The sequence below is a fragment of the Corynebacterium singulare genome, assembly GCF_000833575.1.
Classification (GTDB): Bacteria; Actinomycetota; Actinomycetes; order Mycobacteriales; family Mycobacteriaceae; genus Corynebacterium; species Corynebacterium singulare.
The window spans coordinates 1653149-1671923 of sequence record NZ_CP010827.1 but is presented as its reverse complement, the minus strand read 5'-3'; the positions used below and the strand labels follow the sequence as shown (position 1 = coordinate 1671923).

Annotated in this window: 18 protein-coding genes; 10 read left to right on the top strand and 8 right to left on the bottom strand. The window is 59.1% G+C overall.

From position 1 onward, the window contains the following. Nucleotides 1–377: 377 nt before the first annotated feature. The 4 genes from CSING_RS07795 to CSING_RS07780 form a co-directional block, all read right to left on the bottom strand. Nucleotides 378–1382 carry a sigma-70 family RNA polymerase sigma factor gene (locus CSING_RS07795; protein WP_042531184.1) on the bottom strand — a complete coding sequence of 335 codons (1005 nt, stop codon included), beginning with the start codon at nt 1380–1382 and terminating at the stop codon, nt 378–380. Nucleotides 1383–1501: 119 nt separating this feature from the next. Then, a complete protein-coding gene (dtd, locus tag CSING_RS07790; RefSeq protein ID WP_042531183.1) occupies nt 1502–1975 on the bottom strand; it encodes a D-aminoacyl-tRNA deacylase in 474 nt (157 codons plus the stop codon). Between the two features lie 44 nt (nt 1976–2019). Then, a complete protein-coding gene (locus CSING_RS07785) occupies nt 2020–3561 on the bottom strand; it encodes a DUF7782 domain-containing protein (RefSeq protein ID WP_201773998.1) in 1542 nt (513 codons plus the stop codon). Between the two features lie 66 nt (nt 3562–3627). Beyond that, nucleotides 3628–4080, bottom strand: a complete 453-nt coding sequence (locus tag CSING_RS07780; RefSeq protein WP_186302083.1) for a DUF3099 domain-containing protein — start codon at nt 4078–4080, stop codon at nt 3628–3630. Between the two features lie 48 nt (nt 4081–4128). On the opposite strand from CSING_RS07780, the gene CSING_RS07775 reads away from it, so the two are divergent. From CSING_RS07775 to dhaM, 5 genes are all read left to right on the top strand, one after another. Continuing rightward, on the top strand, nt 4129–4380 hold the full coding sequence (locus tag CSING_RS07775; protein ID WP_042531177.1) for a DUF3039 domain-containing protein: 252 nt from the start codon (nt 4129–4131) through the stop codon (nt 4378–4380). A 150-nt stretch (nt 4381–4530) separates the two neighbouring features. After that, the gene (locus CSING_RS07770; RefSeq protein WP_042531175.1) at nt 4531–6336 is read left to right on the top strand and encodes a DEAD/DEAH box helicase; all 1806 of its coding nucleotides are present in this window, start codon (nt 4531–4533) and stop codon (nt 6334–6336) included. 141 nt (nt 6337–6477) lie between these two features. Next, nucleotides 6478–7479, top strand: a complete 1002-nt coding sequence (gene dhaK, locus CSING_RS07765) for a dihydroxyacetone kinase subunit DhaK (protein WP_042531173.1) — start codon at nt 6478–6480, stop codon at nt 7477–7479. Between the two features lie 2 nt (nt 7480–7481). Further along, nucleotides 7482–8138, top strand: a complete 657-nt coding sequence (gene dhaL, locus CSING_RS07760; RefSeq protein WP_042531171.1) for a dihydroxyacetone kinase subunit DhaL — start codon at nt 7482–7484, stop codon at nt 8136–8138. 2 nt (nt 8139–8140) lie between these two features. Then, nucleotides 8141–8851 (top strand): dihydroxyacetone kinase phosphoryl donor subunit DhaM, encoded by a 711-nt coding sequence (gene dhaM, locus CSING_RS07755; protein ID WP_042531169.1) that lies wholly within the window; start codon nt 8141–8143, stop codon nt 8849–8851. Between the two features lie 354 nt (nt 8852–9205). On the opposite strand, the gene CSING_RS07750 is transcribed toward dhaM, so the two are convergent. The 3 genes from CSING_RS07750 to ppgK form a co-directional block, all read right to left on the bottom strand. Continuing rightward, entirely contained in the window at nt 9206–10735 is a 1530-nt protein-coding gene (locus CSING_RS07750; protein ID WP_042533293.1) for an IS1634 family transposase, read from the bottom strand. A gap of 546 nt (nt 10736–11281) precedes the next feature. Beyond that, nucleotides 11282–12772 carry an RNA polymerase sigma factor gene (locus tag CSING_RS07745; RefSeq protein ID WP_042531167.1) on the bottom strand — a complete coding sequence of 497 codons (1491 nt, stop codon included), beginning with the start codon at nt 12770–12772 and terminating at the stop codon, nt 11282–11284. Nucleotides 12773–12973: 201 nt separating this feature from the next. After that, nucleotides 12974–13759 (bottom strand): polyphosphate--glucose phosphotransferase, encoded by a 786-nt coding sequence (ppgK, locus tag CSING_RS07740; RefSeq protein ID WP_042531165.1) that lies wholly within the window; start codon nt 13757–13759, stop codon nt 12974–12976. Between the two features lie 325 nt (nt 13760–14084). Here ppgK and CSING_RS07735 point away from each other — a divergent pair, with 325 nt between their 5' ends. Continuing rightward, a complete protein-coding gene (locus CSING_RS07735) occupies nt 14085–14375 on the top strand; it encodes a DUF4193 domain-containing protein (RefSeq protein ID WP_042531163.1) in 291 nt (96 codons plus the stop codon). 84 nt (nt 14376–14459) lie between these two features. Here the strand turns inward: CSING_RS07735 and CSING_RS07730 are convergent, their stop codons facing one another. Beyond that, the gene (locus CSING_RS07730; RefSeq protein WP_042531161.1) at nt 14460–14990 is read right to left on the bottom strand and encodes a DUF3093 domain-containing protein; all 531 of its coding nucleotides are present in this window, start codon (nt 14988–14990) and stop codon (nt 14460–14462) included. Between the two features lie 147 nt (nt 14991–15137). Here CSING_RS07730 and dut point away from each other — a divergent pair, with 147 nt between their 5' ends. The 4 genes from dut (at nt 15138) to CSING_RS07710 (ending at nt 18723) form a co-directional block, all read left to right on the top strand. Next, nucleotides 15138–15614, top strand: a complete 477-nt coding sequence (gene dut / locus CSING_RS07725) for a dUTP diphosphatase (RefSeq protein WP_042531159.1) — start codon at nt 15138–15140, stop codon at nt 15612–15614. 66 nt (nt 15615–15680) lie between these two features. Further along, nucleotides 15681–16619: a DUF3710 domain-containing protein gene (locus CSING_RS07720; protein WP_042531157.1), complete on the top strand. Its 939-nt coding sequence runs from the start codon at nt 15681–15683 to the stop codon at nt 16617–16619. A 198-nt stretch (nt 16620–16817) separates the two neighbouring features. Next, a complete protein-coding gene (locus CSING_RS07715) occupies nt 16818–17456 on the top strand; it encodes a DUF3159 domain-containing protein (RefSeq protein ID WP_052471448.1) in 639 nt (212 codons plus the stop codon). Beyond that, complete coding sequence (locus tag CSING_RS07710) at nt 17449–18723, top strand: class I SAM-dependent RNA methyltransferase (protein ID WP_042531155.1); 1275 nt, start codon at nt 17449–17451, stop codon at nt 18721–18723. The genes CSING_RS07715 and CSING_RS07710 overlap by 8 nt, the downstream gene beginning before the upstream one ends. The last annotated feature ends 52 nt before the right edge of the window (nt 18724–18775 follow it).

Sequence of the window (18775 nt, the reverse complement as noted above, 5' to 3'; positions counted from 1 at the left end):
GTGGACACGAGCAGCAATCTACGGGCGGGAGTGTGTTCGATGGAGCCACAAGGTATGAACCTGTCCGCAGGCTGACCGTGCCCACATAGGTTTAGGCGCGGTAATAACAGACTATTAAGAGAATAACTTAAATAATAGCGTATTCCGTAGCTCACAGAGTGGCGGTTCCCGGCAGTGAAGTCAGGAGTTTTCGCGGAATCACTAGATGGATGAATCACTCGATGGATGTGGAAACGACGAAAGCCACCGAGCGGTCAACCTCCATGGCCCTACAGTTCTGCTCTGCGGGGCAGGAGGGATGTCTCGATGGCTCACGCCAGATCTCTGGTTATCGGCCAGAGCTAGCTCTGTGTCAGCTAACTCTTTGCCGTTGGTCTTTACAGCGCGTACTCGCGGAGGCGGTCGGCACGGTTGCCGTCACGGAGCTTGGCCATGACCTCTCGCTCAATCTGGCGCACGCGCTCACGGGACAGGCCAAACTTACGGCCGATCTGGTCCAAGGTACGTGGCACGCCATCATCGAGGCCGTAGCGCAAACGGATGACATCCTGCTCGCGCTCTTCGAGGGAACCGATAACGGAGCGGATATCGGAATGGCGCATGGACGCAACCACGGCAGTTTCTGCGTCGGTAGCCTCGGCGTCCTCGATGAAGTCACCCAGTGGGGCCTCTTCATCGGTACCGACCGGCATGTCGAGGGAAACTGGGTCACGGGACTGGCGCAACAGCATCTCAATCTTGGATTCCTCGATGCCAGATTCCTCTGCCAGTTCCTCATTCGTTGCCTCACGGCCGAGGGATTGGTACATCTCACGCTTAATGCGGGAGAGCTTGTTTACTTGCTCCACTAGGTGCACAGGGAGACGGATAGTGCGGGACTGGTCAGCCATGCCGCGGGTAATGGCCTGGCGAATCCACCACGTGGCGTAGGTGGAGAACTTGAAGCCCTTAGCGTAATCAAACTTCTCCATTGCGCGAATGAGGCCTAGGTTGCCTTCCTGAATGAGATCCAGCAGTGGCATGCCGCGGCCGGTGTAGCGCTTGGCAAGGGAGACCACGAGACGCAGGTTGGCCTCCAGCAGATGGGAGCGCGCCTTCTTGCCTTCACGGGCAAGGATCTTGAGGTCTCGCTTCTCCGCGCGGGTCAGCTTTTCGGCATTGGCCAGCTTGTATTCGGCGTAGAGGCCCACCTCAATTGCTTGGGCCAGCTCAACTTCGTCCTCTGCGCTCAGCAGCGCAGTCTTACCAATTCCGTTGAGGTAAACGCGGACAAGGTCCGCAGAGGGGTTGTCATTGGTTTGGTTACGGCGTGAGCCGCGGTCAACGTCCTGTCCGTCCTCGTCCTGGGCGGTAGCAGTGCTAGCAGCGGATGATGTGGCCATCTCATGCCTCCTAAGTTGCGGCCTGGTACACCCCTACAACGACGCTTAAGCGCGGTTAGTTCCCGAGAGCGAAAATTTGTTAGGACACCCGCCGCACTAGGCCCATTTGGGGGTGTAAATCACACTTCAACCAGCACAGTAAAGGGACCTTCGTTGACTGAGGAGACTCGCATCAGTGCGCCGAAGCGTCCTTCTTCGACGTGAATGCCTCGATCGCGCAGACGCTGAGCCACTCCCTGAATGACAGGTTCAGCGGCATCGCCAGGTGCCGCATCGGACCAAGAGGGGCGACGGCCCTTGGCGGTGCGGCCATACAGCGTGAATTGGCTCACCAGAAGTACCGGAGCCTCCGCGTCGATGACGCTAGTTTCACCGTCGAGGATGCGCAGTTCCGCAATTTTGCGGGCCATGGTGTCCATACGCTCGGCCAAGGACGGGCCAGTGGCGTCAGTGCTCGAATCGGCTTCCACGTCCTCACGGGATACACCAACAAGAGCCAGAATTCCTCCGGTATCTGCACAGTTAATGGCGCCTACGATGTCACCGTCGACGGTGACGGAGGCTTCGGACACGCGGGTCAGTACAGCGCGCATACTTTAAGGTTCCTTTCTACCTTGGTGTTCACTCAGACCGGGGCCTAATCGGTGTTGCTAAAAGCCAGCAGTTCTGTGGGGATGAGCAAGCCGTGACGAATGAGGTCGACGATGGCGGGAAGGGCGGCGTCGACAAGCGCAGCTTCGTCATAGCCTTGCGCCGCGGCGTAGAGCCCGATGGTTTCGCCGATGCTCAAGCCCTGCGGGTTCAAGCCTGCAACGATGGCGGCCAGGTGCTCATCGATGTCATGCTGCCAGCGTGGGCCATCGGTCCGGGTAAGGCGCAACGCGGCGCGCTCAAAACCCATGCCTATCTCGGTATCGGGTAGGGCGATGTCCTCACGGGCCACGCCAGGGCGTAGCTGCACGTGTTTGGTTTCCAATTCACCAGGCACCAGACCGCGCAGCCACTCCACACGGGCAAAGTATTCCTCAACCTCCGGGCCTAACGGATCGACGACGGGCTGGGACATATCTTCAGCCAAAATGTCCGAAGGCTCATCATCCCCAATGCGCTGGATAGCCACGAAACCAAATCCGATACCAGTGACCTCATTGTCGTGGAAATGCTGCAGCCATTCGCGCGAGCGGGCTCGGCCCTCAGCGCTGCGGACATCGACGGACTCATCGGTGAGCCACGTGGAGACATACAGTGCGGGATCGGCAACGTCACGCTGAATGATCCACGCCGCCACTCCGGTGTCCGGCAGCCACGAGGCGACGCGCTGCTGCCAGGACTCCTCACCCTGGTGCACCCATGCGGCTAACAGGTGGGCCGTGCCACCCGGGTTGAGGTGCTCGGTAACCTGCGAAACGACAAGTTCACTTGCACCATCGAGGTTAAGCCCCGAATCGCGATAGACATGGCCGACCTCCGGCAGGCCCACAACAAAGGGTGGGTTAGCCACAATCCGGTCGAAACGCTCGCCAGCTACGGGCTCGAACCAGGAACCACCCCGCAGATCCACGCGTTGAGTCGCCCCGGCAGCCGTGACTGTGGCGCGTGCTAGGTCGAGGGCGCGTTCATGGACATCCGTGGCCACAATGCGTTCGGCAGAATCCAGCTGACCCAACAACTGCACTCCAGAACCGGTGCCCAGATCCAGCACAGAGCTCACAGGGGACGTCGGCGTTGAATGCAGCAGGGAGAGGCTGGCCGAGCCTACTCCCAGCACATGATCGGGCCCCGGAACATGATCAACAAGGGAGGCATCAACATCAGAGAACACCAGACGGTTGCGTCCTACGATGACATGCGGGCGGATGTCGTAGGCCACGAACACGGTTCCGTGTTCGTCGGTTTCGGCCACCCCCGAATCCAGAAGCTTGGCGGCCAAGCGGGCCCCAAGGACATCAGACAGAAGAGTCGCTGGCACGTGCTCGTGCAGTACGAAGATACGGATGAGGTGATCTAGACCAGAATCGCCGCTCGCGCCTAGCGCTACAGCTGCAGGCTCTCCGCGGTGTAAAGCTTCGGTGTACTCAGGGCCTAGGTGCCCAGCGATGCCGTCGGCCGTAAAACCCGCGCTGCTAAGCGCGTGGGCCAGCTCCGTGGCCACCTCCGCGACGGGGTGATCCGGATTCATGGCTGGGCCGAAGGGTGAGGAATCATGCGTGGTCAAGATCAATCCTTACATTCAGTAACGAGCTGGCTATTCATCATCATGGTCAATCGTGTCCGGTGTCGAGGCCTGCTGAGCGTCAGGCAGCGCTCCGCGTGCACGCTGCTCCAGTTGCTCCCGCTGAGCTTGCGCCATCTGGCGTGCCAGAGCAGGTTTGTACACCGACTTTTCACGCTTGTCTTTCTTCTGGCCGCGACTGTTGCCAATGACGACGGCAATCCATGGCAGGGGAAACGTAACGGCTACGACAATCGCGGCCGGAATCCACCACTGCCAGGCGTAGGCCATAATTCCCGCAAGGATAAGGGAAGGAATACGCAAGAACTGCAGCACAAAATAGATAACCTCGCGGCGATGCCGATCCTGCCCAGGGGCGAGTTTGGCCGAGGTGATGAGGTGGGTTTCACGCCCAAACACTCGGCCACGTTTCCGCCCCGATTGTGGGGATAGGTCTGCGTTATCGCGCGAGTTCGTTGGGGTCATGCTCACTAGGGTAGCGGGAGGACTCGCCAACTTCGATACCGATACGGCATGATAGGGGGCGTGAGTACGACGACTAAGACTATTGAACGTCCAGATGTTCGTGAGGATACGTCCACGGGTGATGACACCCCGAAGTTCTTCCACTACGTCAAGAAGAACCAGATCCTCGATTCCGCGGTCAACGGAAAGTACGTCGTTGCCCTGTGCGGCGAGACCTTCCCGGTGACCAAGCAAGCCAAGCCTGGTTCACCCGTGTGTCCTGACTGCGAGCGCGAATACAAGAGCCTGCGCCGCCGCTAAAGTGCCTCCGTTCCCTGCGCGGAGCATCTGGTTGTCAGGTACGAGGGAACGTGCTTCGGGTATGAGCAGTTCCACGAGGCTCACACCTGCGCAGAAAAATCAACATAGTTTCGGGATTTTGGGATAACTAGAGGGGGATAGTCGCTGACCGTGTCAACACAGTCATCAGCACGAAGATTTGCCAATAACGGTTCTTTGCGTGTGTGGCAGCGCGCGGCACTGGATAAGTTCCTTGCCGCCAAGCCGAAGGATTTTATGGCGGTGGCAACACCGGGCGCAGGTAAGACCACCTTCGCCCTGCGCGTAGCCACCGAACTCATGGCGGACCGCACCGTCGAGCGCGTCATCGTGGTCGTACCAACGGAACACCTCAAGGTGCAGTGGTCCGAAGCTGCCTCCCGCGTGGGGCTGGCGCTAGACCCGAAATTCACCAACTCTTCTGGCGTGAATCCTGCCATGGATGGAGTCGTGGTGACCTACGCACAGGTGGGTATGCACCCCTACAAACACCGCGCGGTGGCCTCGGCGCGGCGCACGTTGGTGATCCTCGATGAGATTCACCACGCAGGTGACGCGAAAAGTTGGGGTGACGGTGTGCGCGAAGCTTATGACGACGCCGAGCACCGCCTGGCCTTGACGGGTACTCCCTTCCGCTCAGATGATTCGCAGATTCCGTTTGTGCGTTATGAGGAAGATGGGGAAGGCCACCTTGTCTCCCGCTCCGACCACACGTATGGCTATGGCGATGCGCTTGCCGACGGCGTCGTGCGCCCCGTTGTCTTCCTCAGCTACTCGGGCGAATCCCGTTGGCGCGATAGCGCCGGCGAGGAACACGCAGCGCGCCTAGGGGACATCCTCAACCCGGAGCAGACCGCCCGCGCTTGGCGCACGGCCCTCGACCCCAAGGGCGAATGGATCCCCACCGTCTTACACGCTGCGCACACCCGGCTGATGCAGATGCGCCGCAATATGCCGGACGCCGGTGGACTCGTCCTCGCTACCGACACAACGACAGCCCGTGCCTACGCCAAGATCCTCAAACAGATCTCCAACACACCGGTCTCGGTGATTCTGTCTGATGACCCGGGCTCCTCGGCACGCATTGCTGAATTCTCTGAGTCCACCGACGAGTGGATGGTGGCTGTGCGCATGGTGTCTGAAGGTGTTGACGTTCCCCGCCTCGCCGTGGGCGTGTACGCCACCTCCGCCTCGACCCCGCTCTTTTTCGCCCAGGCCATCGGTCGCTTCGTGCGCTCCCGCATGCCGGGCGAAACCGCTTCCGTCTTCCTGCCCTCCGTGCCCGTTTTGTTGGGCTTGGCCGAGAACATGGAGAAACAACGCGATCACGTCCTGGGAGGGGAGAAGAACCCCGACAAGGAAGGCTGGGACGATGAGCTACTCGAAGAGGCCAACCAAAAGAAGTCCGAACCTGACGTGCTCGAACCCTCCTACGAATCCCTTGGCGCCGAAGCAGAATTCTCGGGTCTGCTCTACAACGGCTCCCAGTTCAACACAGGGGCCATCACCGATGAGGACGAGGACTTCCTCGGAATTCCGGGACTCCTTGACGCTGACCAGGTCAAGGATCTCCTTCGCAAGAAGCAGTCGGAAGAAATGGACCGCCGCGAGGCAGAGGAGAAGGCGCGCCGGGCTGCAGAGGCTGCCGCGGAGCAGCGTCGCAAGCTCTATGGCACTCCGCATGCCCCGAAGAATCGGGCAGCAGGGGGTGCTGGGGGGACGTCGCCAAGCACTGCGGGTTCCGACGCTGGCGTTGTTGACGAGATCTCGGCCCTTCGTAAGGAACTCAACACAGTCGTGTCGATCACCGCTCAGCGCACTGGCCGTCCCCACGGCGCGATTCACACGGAGGCGCGCAAGGCCTGCGGTGGGCCGCCCACCGCGTTGTGCGACGCAGACCAGTTACGCGAGCGAATTGACTATCTGCGGAAGTGGTGACGCCTATCTAAGGCACTGGAAGACGGTGCAGAGGTATCTCAGGCCCCACGAAGTGAACGGTGTTACTTATTGTATCGCGTGTAAGCTCGGCATCATCCTGAACATGTGCCTCAGGGCAAAGAAACTCCAAGGAGATGGATGATGAAAAAGCTCATCAACTCACCTGAGAACGTCGTTGCTGAATCGGTTGAGGGGTTTGCCCTCGCACACAGCGACATCGTCACGCGCGCGACGGATCCGCTTTTCGTTGCCCGTAAAGACAAGAAGAACGACGGCAAGGTCGCGATTGTATCGGGAGGTGGCTCTGGGCACGAGCCGCTCCACGCAGGATTTGTGGGGCACGGCATGCTGGATGCCGCTGTACCGGGGGCCATGTTCACCTCACCGACTCCCGATGCCATCCAAGCTGCCACCGAAGCAGTCAATGCAGGCGCGGGTGTGCTTTACATCGTGAAGAACTACACCGGCGATGTCCTCAATTTTGACACAGCTGCCGAACTCGCAGAGTTCGATGACATTGAGGTTAGCCAGGTCATTGTTGATGATGACGTGGCTGTTGAAGACTCCACGTTCACCGCCGGTCGCCGTGGCGTCGCTGGCACCCTCCTCGTGGAAAAGCTAGCCGGTGCCGCGGCGGAGCGCGGCGATGACATCGCTGCGGTGACTGAGGTGGCAAAGAAGGTGGTGGAGAACACCGCTACCATGGGCGCAGCACTGACGGCCTGTACCGTCCCGCACGTGGGCAAGCCGTCCTTCGACTTGGGTGATGACGAGGTTGAACTTGGCGTTGGCATCCATGGCGAGCCCGGACGCAAGGAAATCCCGCTTGTTTCCGCTGATGATGTCACTGACCACCTCTTGGACCCGATTGTGGCGGACTTAGAACTCAAGGAAGGCGAGCGCACCATCGTCGTAGTGAATGGTATGGGCGGCACTCCAGCCTCCGAGCTCTACGTGGTCTATCGCCGCGTGTCTCAGCGCCTGACGGAGATCGGCGTGACAATTGAGCGCTCTCTCGTGGGCAACTTCGTCACTAGCCTTGACATGGCGGGCTGTTCTGTCAGCATCATGCGCGCTGACGACGACGACCTTGCCCTTTTCGACGCCCCCTGCCACACGGCTGCTCTACGCCAAGGAGTGTAACCATGACCAACCTTTCAACTGACTGGGCACAGGCGTGGATAAATAACTGTGCTGCCGCTGCCCACGAGCACCGCGAGGAGCTCATCGAACTTGACCGCGTGATTGGTGATAGTGACCATGGCGAAAACGTCGACCGTGGCTTCCGAGCCGTCGTTGGCGCAGTGACCGACGAGACCACCGCGGACGGCTCCACCGTCGCTGAAGTGCTCAAACTCACCGCTAAAACCCTTATGTCCACGGTCGGCGGTGCATCCGGCCCGTTACTGGGCACAGCCTTCCTGCGTGCTGCCAAAGCCGCTGGTACCGGTGACCTCGACGCTCCGACAACAGCAAGCATCATCGAAGCTGCGCTGGAGGGAATCACAACTCGCGGCAAGGCCACAGAAGGGGAAAAGACCATGGTGGACGCGTGGGCACCAGCCGCACGCGCCGCCCGTCACGCGGCCGACGCCGGCCACAACCCCGCGGAAGTTCTGCGCGCTGCAGCAGAGGCTGCAGCGGAGGGCGCGGAGGCCACTGTCCCGATGGTTGCCACCAAGGGGAGAGCATCCTACTTGGGCGAGCGCTCGGTTGGGCATAAGGATCCAGGTGCCGCATCCACGGCTCTCTTCATTGCCGCGGCGGCCGATGCTGCCGAGACCGCGGGACAGGAGACGTAGCCATGGCCCAGCCAATAGTAGGACTTGTTCTGGTGTCACACTCGGCAAAGCTCGCAGAAGGCTTGGCGGAGCTTTCGACCCAAATGGCGGCCGATGTCACAATCCGCGCTGCCGGCGGCCTCGAGGGCGGCGGAATCGGCACGTCTTATGACCTCATTGAAGGAGCCATTAAGGAAGTCCTTGGACAAGACTTAGGTGTGGTTGTGCTCACTGACTTGGGATCGGCCACGATGACTGTGGAATCTGTACTTGAGTTCCTAGAGGATGACTCGGTTCGGTTTGTTGATGCCCCGTTGGTGGAAGCAGCCATCGCTGCTGCTACCGCCGCCCAGCAAGGTGACGATCTAGACGCTGTGTCCGCGGCCGCAGGAAGGGCAATCGAGGTTTTCGCTGCGCCACAGGACGCCAAATCTGCAGAAGCAGATAGTGAACGTGGAACGAACAGTGACGGTGAGTATTCCCGCGCAGTGACGGTGACCGATGAAGCAGGACTCCACGCCCGTCCCGCGTCGAAGGTTGCTGAGATCGCCGCGGAGGCTGAGGGCGACATCACCATTGCCTTCGGCGGTGAAGAAGCCGAGGCAGACTCGGCGATGATGCTGATGTCGCTCGGTGCCACTCAAGGTGCTTCCATCACGGTGAGCGGTGCTGTAGGGGACAAGGAAATCATCGATCAGATTGCCGATGCTATCGCAGCTGGTCTCGACGATTAGGCTCACGACGCGACATCGGATCTGCAGGGGAGAACCAGAACAGTGGACAACGTCCCCCGCAAAGAAGGAGACCTCCTGCATATTTACCTAAGGCGTGATGCGTAACCCAGCAGTGTTCTCTTGTAGGTGCTGAACCCAACGCGCCGCCGCAGAAGGAAGCGTACCCAGCTCCGAATCCGTGGTCGTTGCAGGCGCTGGTGCTTGTGTTCATCGCCTTGTCGTTGGGATTTTGCTCTCAGTGCTCACAACTGGGCCAGGAGCGGGTGCTGCCGCGCTAGCTGTCGTGGCCCTGCTCCCTGCCGAAGGCCGTCGCCCCGAGCACACGCCACTACTCATGGCCTGACTTAGGCCAATTTAGTGCGGAAGTTCGTGGCCGGTGATTGCCTGGATGGTGGCGGTGAGGTCGGGCGGGAGTGGTACGGCGGCGTGAATGGTTTCGTCACCAATGACGAGTTGAAAGCTGCGGTATTTCTTGAGTGTTCTCACGAGGCGCTTGATGGATTGACCACTGCGGGTCTCCATCAGGTGGGCCACGGCTAGTGCTGCCATCACAATATTGAGATGTGCTGTGATCGAGTCTTGTTTCCTGGCGTAGATTGGGCGTGCTTTCAGGTCTGATTTCGACATCCGAAACGATTTCTCAATGTTGAATAACCTGCGGTAATGCCCGATAACCTCCTGGGCGTCAAGAGCGGTCAGGTCGGTTTCATAGCCTTTAATTCCGGCTAGGGCTCGGTGTTTGGCAGCAAGAGCGTAGTTGACCTTCTTGTTCGGAGCGGAAAGATCGATATAGCGGTTACGCTTGATAGCGATATCGCCGTCAACAGCCCGTTTAGCTTTTGCGACTTGCTCTTTGATTCCGCGCAGGCTGCGCCTAGCCCGATCGTGGGAGTACTGGTAATGCGTCACCGTATTCGGGGTTGTGTGTTTGCGCCCATCGCTTGCCGAGGCTTGTGTCCAGATCTGGCCGTGGGTGTAGTCTTCACCGGGGTTTTCCCGCCGCCAGGTTTCAATTACCTCTGGCACGGTGGGGGTTTTCACCGACAAAATGTAGTGCAGCCCTGCGTCAATGAGTGCTTGTTTGTTCGCTGCTGAAAACATGCCTGCATCAGCAACGACGGTGACCTCGTCGAGCTGGTAGGCCTCTTGGAACCGTGTGATCATCGGCAGCATCGTGTGGGTTTCTGCCGAGTTGCCAGCAAACGCGCCAACATGCAGTGGAAACCCGGTGGCATCAGTAAGCAGCCCGACAAGGATTTGTGGCTCTACACGGCGCTCTTTGGAAAACCCGGGTTTGCGAAGCTCATCAGGAGTATCGGTTTCAAAGTACAAGGTGGTCACGTCGTACAAGATGAATGCGCCTGGCCCGATACCTGCATGATGGGCCAACACTTGGGTTAGTGTCTCCCCAAACGATTCGGTCGCGAAGGTGGGAAGACGCCTCTGGATAGTGCGGTAGCTTGCGCTGGTGATGCCAACCTCGGCAAGAGTCTCGATGGAATCCAGCTTTGAGCCGGGATGGATGATCCGGGCACGCACCAGATCGCGAAACACCGGATCATCACCGCTTGCTGCAGCAAGGCCTAACTCGTTGAAACACGCATCAATACAGTCCAGCAAGTATCCGGCACGCTGACCGACTACCGGCAGCGGGTTGGAAACGCTGCCTGTTGCCGGTGGGATGTGTTTCACCTCGCCGAAGTCCATTGCGAGTTGGTCACCATCGACGATGCGTTGAGCTTCAGCTCTTAAAAGCGCAAGCTCAGACTCTGAATGTGCTGAGCCGATATGCTTCATCCTTTTCGCACCTTTGCGTTCAGAGAACACCACCTGCACCGCCGTCGCCCCAGAAGCGGTCTTGACGGTGCGAATATAAGGACTCACAAAAATCAGACTACTGAACACCCCCGGCACTACCCACTTAGTGCGGAAAAATTCCTCCCCGCCGATGAAAACCAACAGGTAACAGTGTCAAGAGTGACGTTACTCACCCACCCATGACCTAAGTCAGGTTGTAGGTGCTGAACCCAACGCGCCGCCGCAGAAGGAAGCGTACCCAGCTCCGAATCCGTGGTCGTTGCAGGCGCTGGTGCTTGTGTTCATCGCCTTGTCGTTGGGATTTTGCTCTCAGTGCTCACAACTGGGCCAGGAGCGGGTGCTGCCGCGCTAGCTGTCGTGGCCCTGCTCCCTGCCGAAGGCCGTCGCCCCGAGCACACGCCACTACTCATGGCGATGCTGGCATTGATCATTAGGCTGGGTTGGGACCGCGACTGATCCCTTTGCCCCCATGTTCATGATTGGGCTGTTGGGGTTACAGACGTGGGTCCTGGTGCCCATTGACCACCGAGCCTCGGTACTCGTGAGGGAATGCGAAAAGCGGCGAAGAAGCTGTCGCATCTTCGCCGCAAAATTTTTGATTGTCGTGCTTGTCTAGTCCAGGTAATCGCGCAGGACCTGGGAACGCGATGGGTGGCGTAGCTTCGACATGGTTTTTGATTCGATCTGGCGAATACGCTCGCGAGTAACGCCGTAGACTTGACCGATTTCGTCTAAAGTGCGCGGCATGCCATCGGTGAGGCCGAAGCGCAAACGGACAACGCCTGCCTCACGCTCGGAAAGGGTAGTGAGCACGTCCTGGAGCTGGTCCTGCAACAAGGTGAACGACACCGCGTCGACTGCAATCACAGCCTCAGAATCCTCGATGAAGTCACCCAGCTGGGAGTCGCCCTCATCACCAATGGTCTGGTCCAAGGAAATAGGCTCGCGAGCGTACTGCTGGATCTCCAACACCTTTTCCTCGGTGATGTCCATTTCCTTGGCCAGCTCCTGCGGAGTTGGCTCACGGCCCAAATCTTGCAGCAGCTCGCGCTGAATGCGGCCAAGCTTGTTAATGACTTCCACCATGTGAACCGGAATGCGGATGGTGCGGGCCTGATCCGCCATAGCGCGGGTAATGGCCTGACGGATCCACCAGGTGGCGTAGGTAGAGAACTTGTAGCCCTTGGTGTAGTCGAACTTCTCCACGGCACGGATGAGGCCCAAGTTGCCCTCCTGGATGAGATCCAGGAATGCCATACCGCGGCCGGTGTAGCGCTTGGCCAAAGAGACGACCAAGCGGAGGTTGGCCTCGAGGAGGTGGTTCTTCGCCTTGCGTCCATCACGAGCAATGGCGCGCATGTCACGCTTTTCCATAGGGGAGAGCTTGGCGCCCTTGTCGCCCTCAGCTCGCGCCTTTTCCATCTGCTCCATGCGGTACTGGGCATAAAGTCCAGCCTCGATACGCTTTGCCAGGGAGACCTCCTGCTCAGCGTTCAGCAGGGCAACCTTACCGATCTGCTTGAGGTAGGCACGAACCGAGTCTGCAGAAGCGGTTAATTCTGCGTCTTTGCGCGCCTGGCGCAGAGCAGCAGACTCGTCTTCATCCCAGACAGAGGATCCATCGTCCTCGTCCTCATCGGAGTCCTCACCGTCAAGGTCTTCACCTTCATCGCCGAACTCGTCATCATCATCGATGTCATCGCTGTCCGGGTCGAAGTCCATGTCGGCGTCATCGGCCGCATCAGTATCCAGTTCGTCGGTTTGATCCTCGTGGAGGTCATCCGAAGACTCGAGTGCCTCAGTGTCAGCGTTGTCCTCTGGCGAGGTTGCCTTCTTGGCCGCAGACTTACGGACAGTCTTCTTGGCTGTCTTCTTTGTCGCCTTCTGCGCAGACTTGCGAGTGGTTTTCTTAGCCGTCTTTTTCGCCGTCTTCTTGGCGGTCTTTTTGGCTGTCTTCTTCGCAGTCTTTTTAGCCGTTTTCTTTGCCGTCTTCTTAGCGGTCTTTTTTGCCGTCTTCTTGGCGGTCTTCTGTGCAGGTGCAGATGCCTCGGAGGTGCTCTCGCCTTCACCGAGTACCTGGTCTGAAGAATCAGTGGCTGCCACGTACGCCCTTTCGACTTGCTCTCTAGGTGGAAAATATGGGGAAGCGCAAAGTCATCGCAACTAGTCCCCGATGCTAGCCCGCCTCCACGATGAGCAGGAGAGGCGCGCCGCTGAATAATGGGTAATCGACAGCCCAGTATAGATCATTTCCGCTTATAGGCGGTGACTGGGGTCAACTGAGAAAGTTACAGGCAGTGCTTGTTATGGTCGGATTCCTTCCTTTGCGGCCATAGCGGCGCCAACAATGCCGGCGCGATTGCGGAGCTGAGCTGCAACAACTGGGGTGTCGATGCTGAGGTACTCGCCCCACTTGTCAAATTTTCGGGAGATTCCACCGCCGATGATGAAGGCCGAAGGGTTGAACAACGCTTCGTAGTCGTGGAGGACGCGGTTAACGCGCTTGGCCCATTGTTTGGTTTTTAGTTCCTCACGATCCTTCACTGCGGACGATGCCTGTTGTTCTGCTTCTTTTTCTCCCACGATCAGGTGGCCAATTTCCGTGTTGGGGAAGAGTTGACCATCAAGGAGGAATGCCGAGCCGATGCCGGTACCGAGGGTGAGGAAGATGACCGGGCCGGTACGTGCGATGTCATCGCCGTAGGCAACTTCGGCGAGACCGGCTGCGTCAGCGTCATTAAGTACGGTGAAAGGAGCATCAAGGTATGCACCAAATAGCTCTTGAGCGTCGATGCCAATCCACGACTTGTCAATGTTTGCGGCACTGCGAATAACCTGATTCTTGACTACGGACGGCATAGTGATGCCTACAGGGCCATCCCAGCCTTTCTCAGAGACGATGTGGGCGATAACTTCGGCCACAGCTTGCGGGGTAGCAGGCTTGGGCGTGGCGATTTTGAGGCGGTCGCCCACGAACTCACCTGTGGCGAGGTCGACCTCCGCCCCCTTAATGCCGGAGCCTCCGACGTCGATTCCGAAAGAGTGGCCTTCATGGTGAGGTACGTCGTGCTCTGAGTGTTGCGCAGTCATGGTTTCTAGTTTAGGCACGTGGACTCGCAGATGTGTGCAGATGGTATCCGCAGTGGTGGTATCGACGACAGTGAAAATCGATAGTGAAAGGCGACAGTGAACGTGGAACATCCTCCACTGTGAGGTGGATCAAGGGAAATATCCTGTGAACATTAAAGGCCACTTTTATAACCGATACGCTGGGGTAATGTTCTGTGTGAGCAGGGCGGGGGTGGAGAGATTGCCTCCCCCGCGGCGAGGCGAGTGTGACACAGGGGCGCTCGTGGTTTAGTATGCCGTCGATAAATACACATTCCTATCGATCTGACTCACAGGGGCAAACACTATGGCCACCGATTACGACGCACCGCGTCGCCGCGCTGAAGACGAGCTCGAGGCTGATTCTCTCGAGGGCCTGAAGGCAGCGGAAAATGACAACAACGGCATGGATGATGACGGCGAGATTGTCGAGGCTTTCGAGCCGCCGTCAGTAGACCTCACCGGTGAAGAACTTAACGTCACCGTCGTTCCTCGCAAGGAAAACGAGTTCACCTGCTCGGTGTGCTTCCTTGTCCAGTCCAACAAGCGCTTGGATCACGAAGAGGACGGCGAGCTTATCTGCATGGACTGCGCCTAAGCTTCGTTTAGTTCCCAGTCCCCGCGTCGTTCGTTGCTGAGGCGAAGCGGCTATGTTCCAGGCCCGTTGGAGGAGCGGCGAGAACTAGTTCGCTGCCGTGGGGCGTGCCTGCTCGGGAACAAACGCAGCAAGCAGTTGCTCTGGGTTCTTTGAATTGATGAGCCAATAAGGGGTGGGGTCCTCGGGGTCATCGAGCACGAGCATGACGTGTTCTGGTACCCAGCCGTGGGTGACAATGAATGCGGCTGGATCCAGCTGTGGTCCCAGTGCATTGCGACGCGCGGTAGCCGGAACCGTGGTGCTGCGTGAGACCACGTCGTGCGGCAGTTGTGCATCTTTGACAGTCAACCAGCGCGTGCCGTCGGTATCCCGTTCCACTTGGACGACGGTATTTGACCATGTCAGCAGAACCCACACAGCGATGACGGACAGCAGAATGGCGGGAATAATCACCCACAGAATGCCACGGTTTAAGCTAACCGTGGCGACGCTGATCACCACAACGAAGGCTGCCATCAGCCACCAATACCACGGCACCCACTGGCGCTCGCGGTAAAGAACGGTCGGGGAATCAGTAGACGAAGTCTGCTCGGCAGGCGAGGAACTGGAAGTCATGGCCACAGATTCTAGTCATTCCACGGTGGTGCGGCCTAACACCCCGGGCAGTACTGCATGGTGTAGCTCGAGAGAAGAGGAACAACAGAACACCGAGGCCCCTAGCACGTGGGGCCCAGGCACGTGGGACAAGGTAGGCTGGGCCGAGTGAATGAGCAACATCCTCTCGTAGATCCGGCAAGTCCCTTTGGTGATGTCAAGGTCAAGCGCCTGGACAAGGAACTGCCGTTGCCTAAGCGCGCACACCGCGGTGACGCAGGCGCTGACCTGTACGCAGCTCACGACGTCACCTTGCGTCCAGGTGAGCGCGCTCTCGTAAGCACCGGTATTGCCCTTGCTTTGCCACTTGGCACGGTAGGTTTGATCCATCCGCGCTCCGGTCTTGCTGCCAAGCATGGAATCTCCGTAGTGAACACTCCTGGCACGGTTGATGCTGACTACCGTGGCGAGATTAAGGTGTGCCTCATTAATCACGATCCCGCGGAAACCTTCGAGGTCGAGCGCGGCATGCGCATTGCGCAGCTTGTTATCCAGCGCGTGGAACTCGTGGGCTTCAGCGAGGTCGAGGAGCTTGATGACACCACGCGCGGCGACGGCGGCTACGGCTCCACCGGCGTGAACTAGAGATTTTCCTACACGCCCCACACGATCACAGTTCGAGACAACACGGAAAACAGAAAGGCGCAGAGAATGGCGATGTGGCCCTTTGGCAAGAAAAACAAGGACGACGACAAGGACGCTGGCATCCAGCAGAAGGAGGCTGCCCAAGAAGCAGCAGTCCCAGTAGCAGAGGAGGCCGACGTTGCAGCTTCCCAGGAATCTTCCGCAGCGACGGCCGGCACTGCTGCGACAAGCGCAGCAAGCTCCACCGGGTCGCTTGGTGACGATGATGATGCACAGGGCCCAACCGTCAAGGCTGTGGCTCACGACGCCGTCAATGGCGAGATGGGCCCCTACGATGGCGATACCGTCGATATCGCCGACTTTAACTTTGAGGATTTCTCGGTAGGTTTACTGGACCTTGGTTCAATGCGTATCCCGCTGCCGAAGGCATCTCAGGTTCAGGTAGAGATGGGGCAGGATGGCCCTCGCATGCTCCACATCCTCACCCCGCACGGCCGCATGACGCCAGTTGCCTTTGCTGCGCCACGCACTCCGGGGCAGTGGGCAGAGTCCGCATCCGACATCATCAATGGCTTGGAATCTGATGGGTTCAAGGCGCAGCTGGACGATGGCCCATGGGGTTCTGAAATTGTGGGGACCAGCGACAAGGGTGGTATCCGCATCATTGGTGTGGAGGGACCACGCTGGATGTACCGCCTGACTCTGGCCGCACCGGCAGGCAAGGAAGAGGAGCTCGCGCAGCTAGGCCGCGAGGTTGTTGCGCGTACGTTCATCTACCGTGGCGAGGATCCTATTCTGGCCGGAAGCTCCTTGCCGGTGATGCTGCCGCAGCAACTGGCTGATCAGGTAAAGCAGGCGCTCCAGCAGCGCCAGCAAGAGGCGGACGCTGCTAGCACTAGTGACAGCGCAGCCCAGGAGGCTGCAGCACACGCTGAGAACGAAAGTCCGGCAGAAGCACAGGCTCGCGAGCAGCTGCGCGATCTCGACGGTACTGACAAGAACTAATTCCACCGATAAGGATTACTCACACACGTGACTACACCGAATCCTGGCTTGGGCGGGTCGCCGCCGGAGCGCGAGCCGAACGCACACCGTGAACCGGCAGAGTCTCACGAGGAAGCGACGTCATCGGTCGCCGCCCAAGGCTTAGAAGCAGACAATGCTACAGGGGAGACCGAGGAAGAACCCTCGCTGTTGGAGCAGATGGGAGGTCTCACTGGCCTCGTGTCAGCAACTCTTCCGGTGCTTGTTCTTATCCCCGTCAACAATGTGTGGGGGCTGGGGCCGGCACTTATTGCGGCGCTAGGCGTCGCTCTGCTCATCAGCGTGTGGCGCCTCGTGCGCAAGGAAACCCTGCAGCCGGCGCTTTCTGGCTTGCTGGGGGTGGGTATTTGTGCCGCAATCGCTTGGTTTACCGGGGATGCTAAGGGGTACTTCCTGTACGGCATTTGGATGTCGCTTGTGTTGTTCATCATTGCGGTCATTTCCATCATTGCGCGCTGGCCGCTCGTTGGCGTTGTGTGGAAAGGCCTCAACGGCGATGACATGAGCTGGCGGACGGTCCGCAAGGCCCGTCATGCTTACGCGTGGGCCACGGCTGGCTGGGCCGTGGTGTTTATCGCCCGCTTTGTAGTGCAGCGCGCGCTCTACGCCGCCGACGCAACGACCACCTTAGGCATAGTCAGAATCCTCATGGGCTGGCCATTGACCGGTGTAGTGACCCTTCTCACCATCTGGATGGTGCGCCGCGCTAACGCTGCTGTTGAAGATGCAGAAGGCGCAACGACTGAAGACCAACGTAAGGACAGCGACAGTAACGGCAAGGAGACCGTCGATGAGTGAAACTGAGGCTGCCGTGAACGTAAGCACGGGAGAATCCTTTGACATCTCCATTGAGCGCATGGCACACGGCGGGGTGGGAATTGGCTCAGCCCCAGACGGTCGAGTGTGTTTCGTCGCGGGAGGATTTCCTGGAGACCTCCTCATTGTCACTGCTCGCAAGGTGAAGAAGTCTTTCGTGGAGGCTGACCTCACCGCCGTCGTGAAGCCCGGGCCCCACCGTGTTGAGTCATCCTGCCCTGCAGCAGAGCGCGGTGCCGGTTGCTGCGATTTTGCCGAATTGGATCCGGCCGTAGAGCCTGAAATCAAAGTTGAGGTCTTGCTCGACCAGTTGCGCCGTGTTGCACGCATCGAAACCACCCCGGAGGTTGACAGCATCGACCTGGAGCCCCAGAGGGGATGGCGTACGCGGGTAAGGCTGGGTGTCGACAAGCACGGGCGAGCCGGAACCCGCAAGCGCGGTTCCACTGAACTCATCACGGATGTGGCGTGTACGCAGTTGGTGCCAGGGCTTGTCGACGGTCTCGTGGGCCGCGACGCACGTACCTTCACCCCAGGCGCGGAAGTTATTGCTGTCATCGATAGCGATGGCAACCGCCACGTTGTCGAATCACGAAAGGCATCGCGCGGACGCCGAGTGGAAACTGTCCGAGAAGTCATCGAAGCTCCCACCACAGACGTGGTGCAGCGTGCTGACGGCCACGAGTTCCGCTTTCCGCCGACGGCCTTTTGGCAAGCACATGTTGCCGCCCCTGATACGTACACGCGTATTGCGCGTGAATGGCTAGCTGCGGAGGATGCAGACACAGTAGACGCTGGGGACGCTGCACACTGCACCGCATGGGACCTCTACGGCGGAGTTGGCCTGTTTGTGCCGGCGCTAGCGGAGGTCACGGCGCCGAAAGGTGGACAGACAACGGTCTACTCAGTGGACTACTCACCGGCTGCCGCTGGGACGCAGCCGGGGCTTGATGGCATCGATGTTGAGTTCCGTACCGCCAAGGTTGAGCAGGTCGCAGCCCAGCTTCCACAGCCGTCCACGGTGATCTTGGACCCACCGCGCACGGGCGCAGGCGCAGACGTTATTACAGCTGTGGCCTCCGCTGCGCCGCGCAAGGTCGTGCATGTGGGATGCGACCCGGCAACCTTCGCCCGTGATCTCGCTTACTGGTCCGAGCGCGGCTACCACCTGCACCGCCTGGCCATGATCAATGCTTTTCCTGGGACGCATCACTTTGAGACCTTGGCGCTGCTGGTTCCCCAAGCCTAACCGGGGCGCGGATGAACATCGGACAATTGCCGTCATGCTCGTGTAAGCGGGT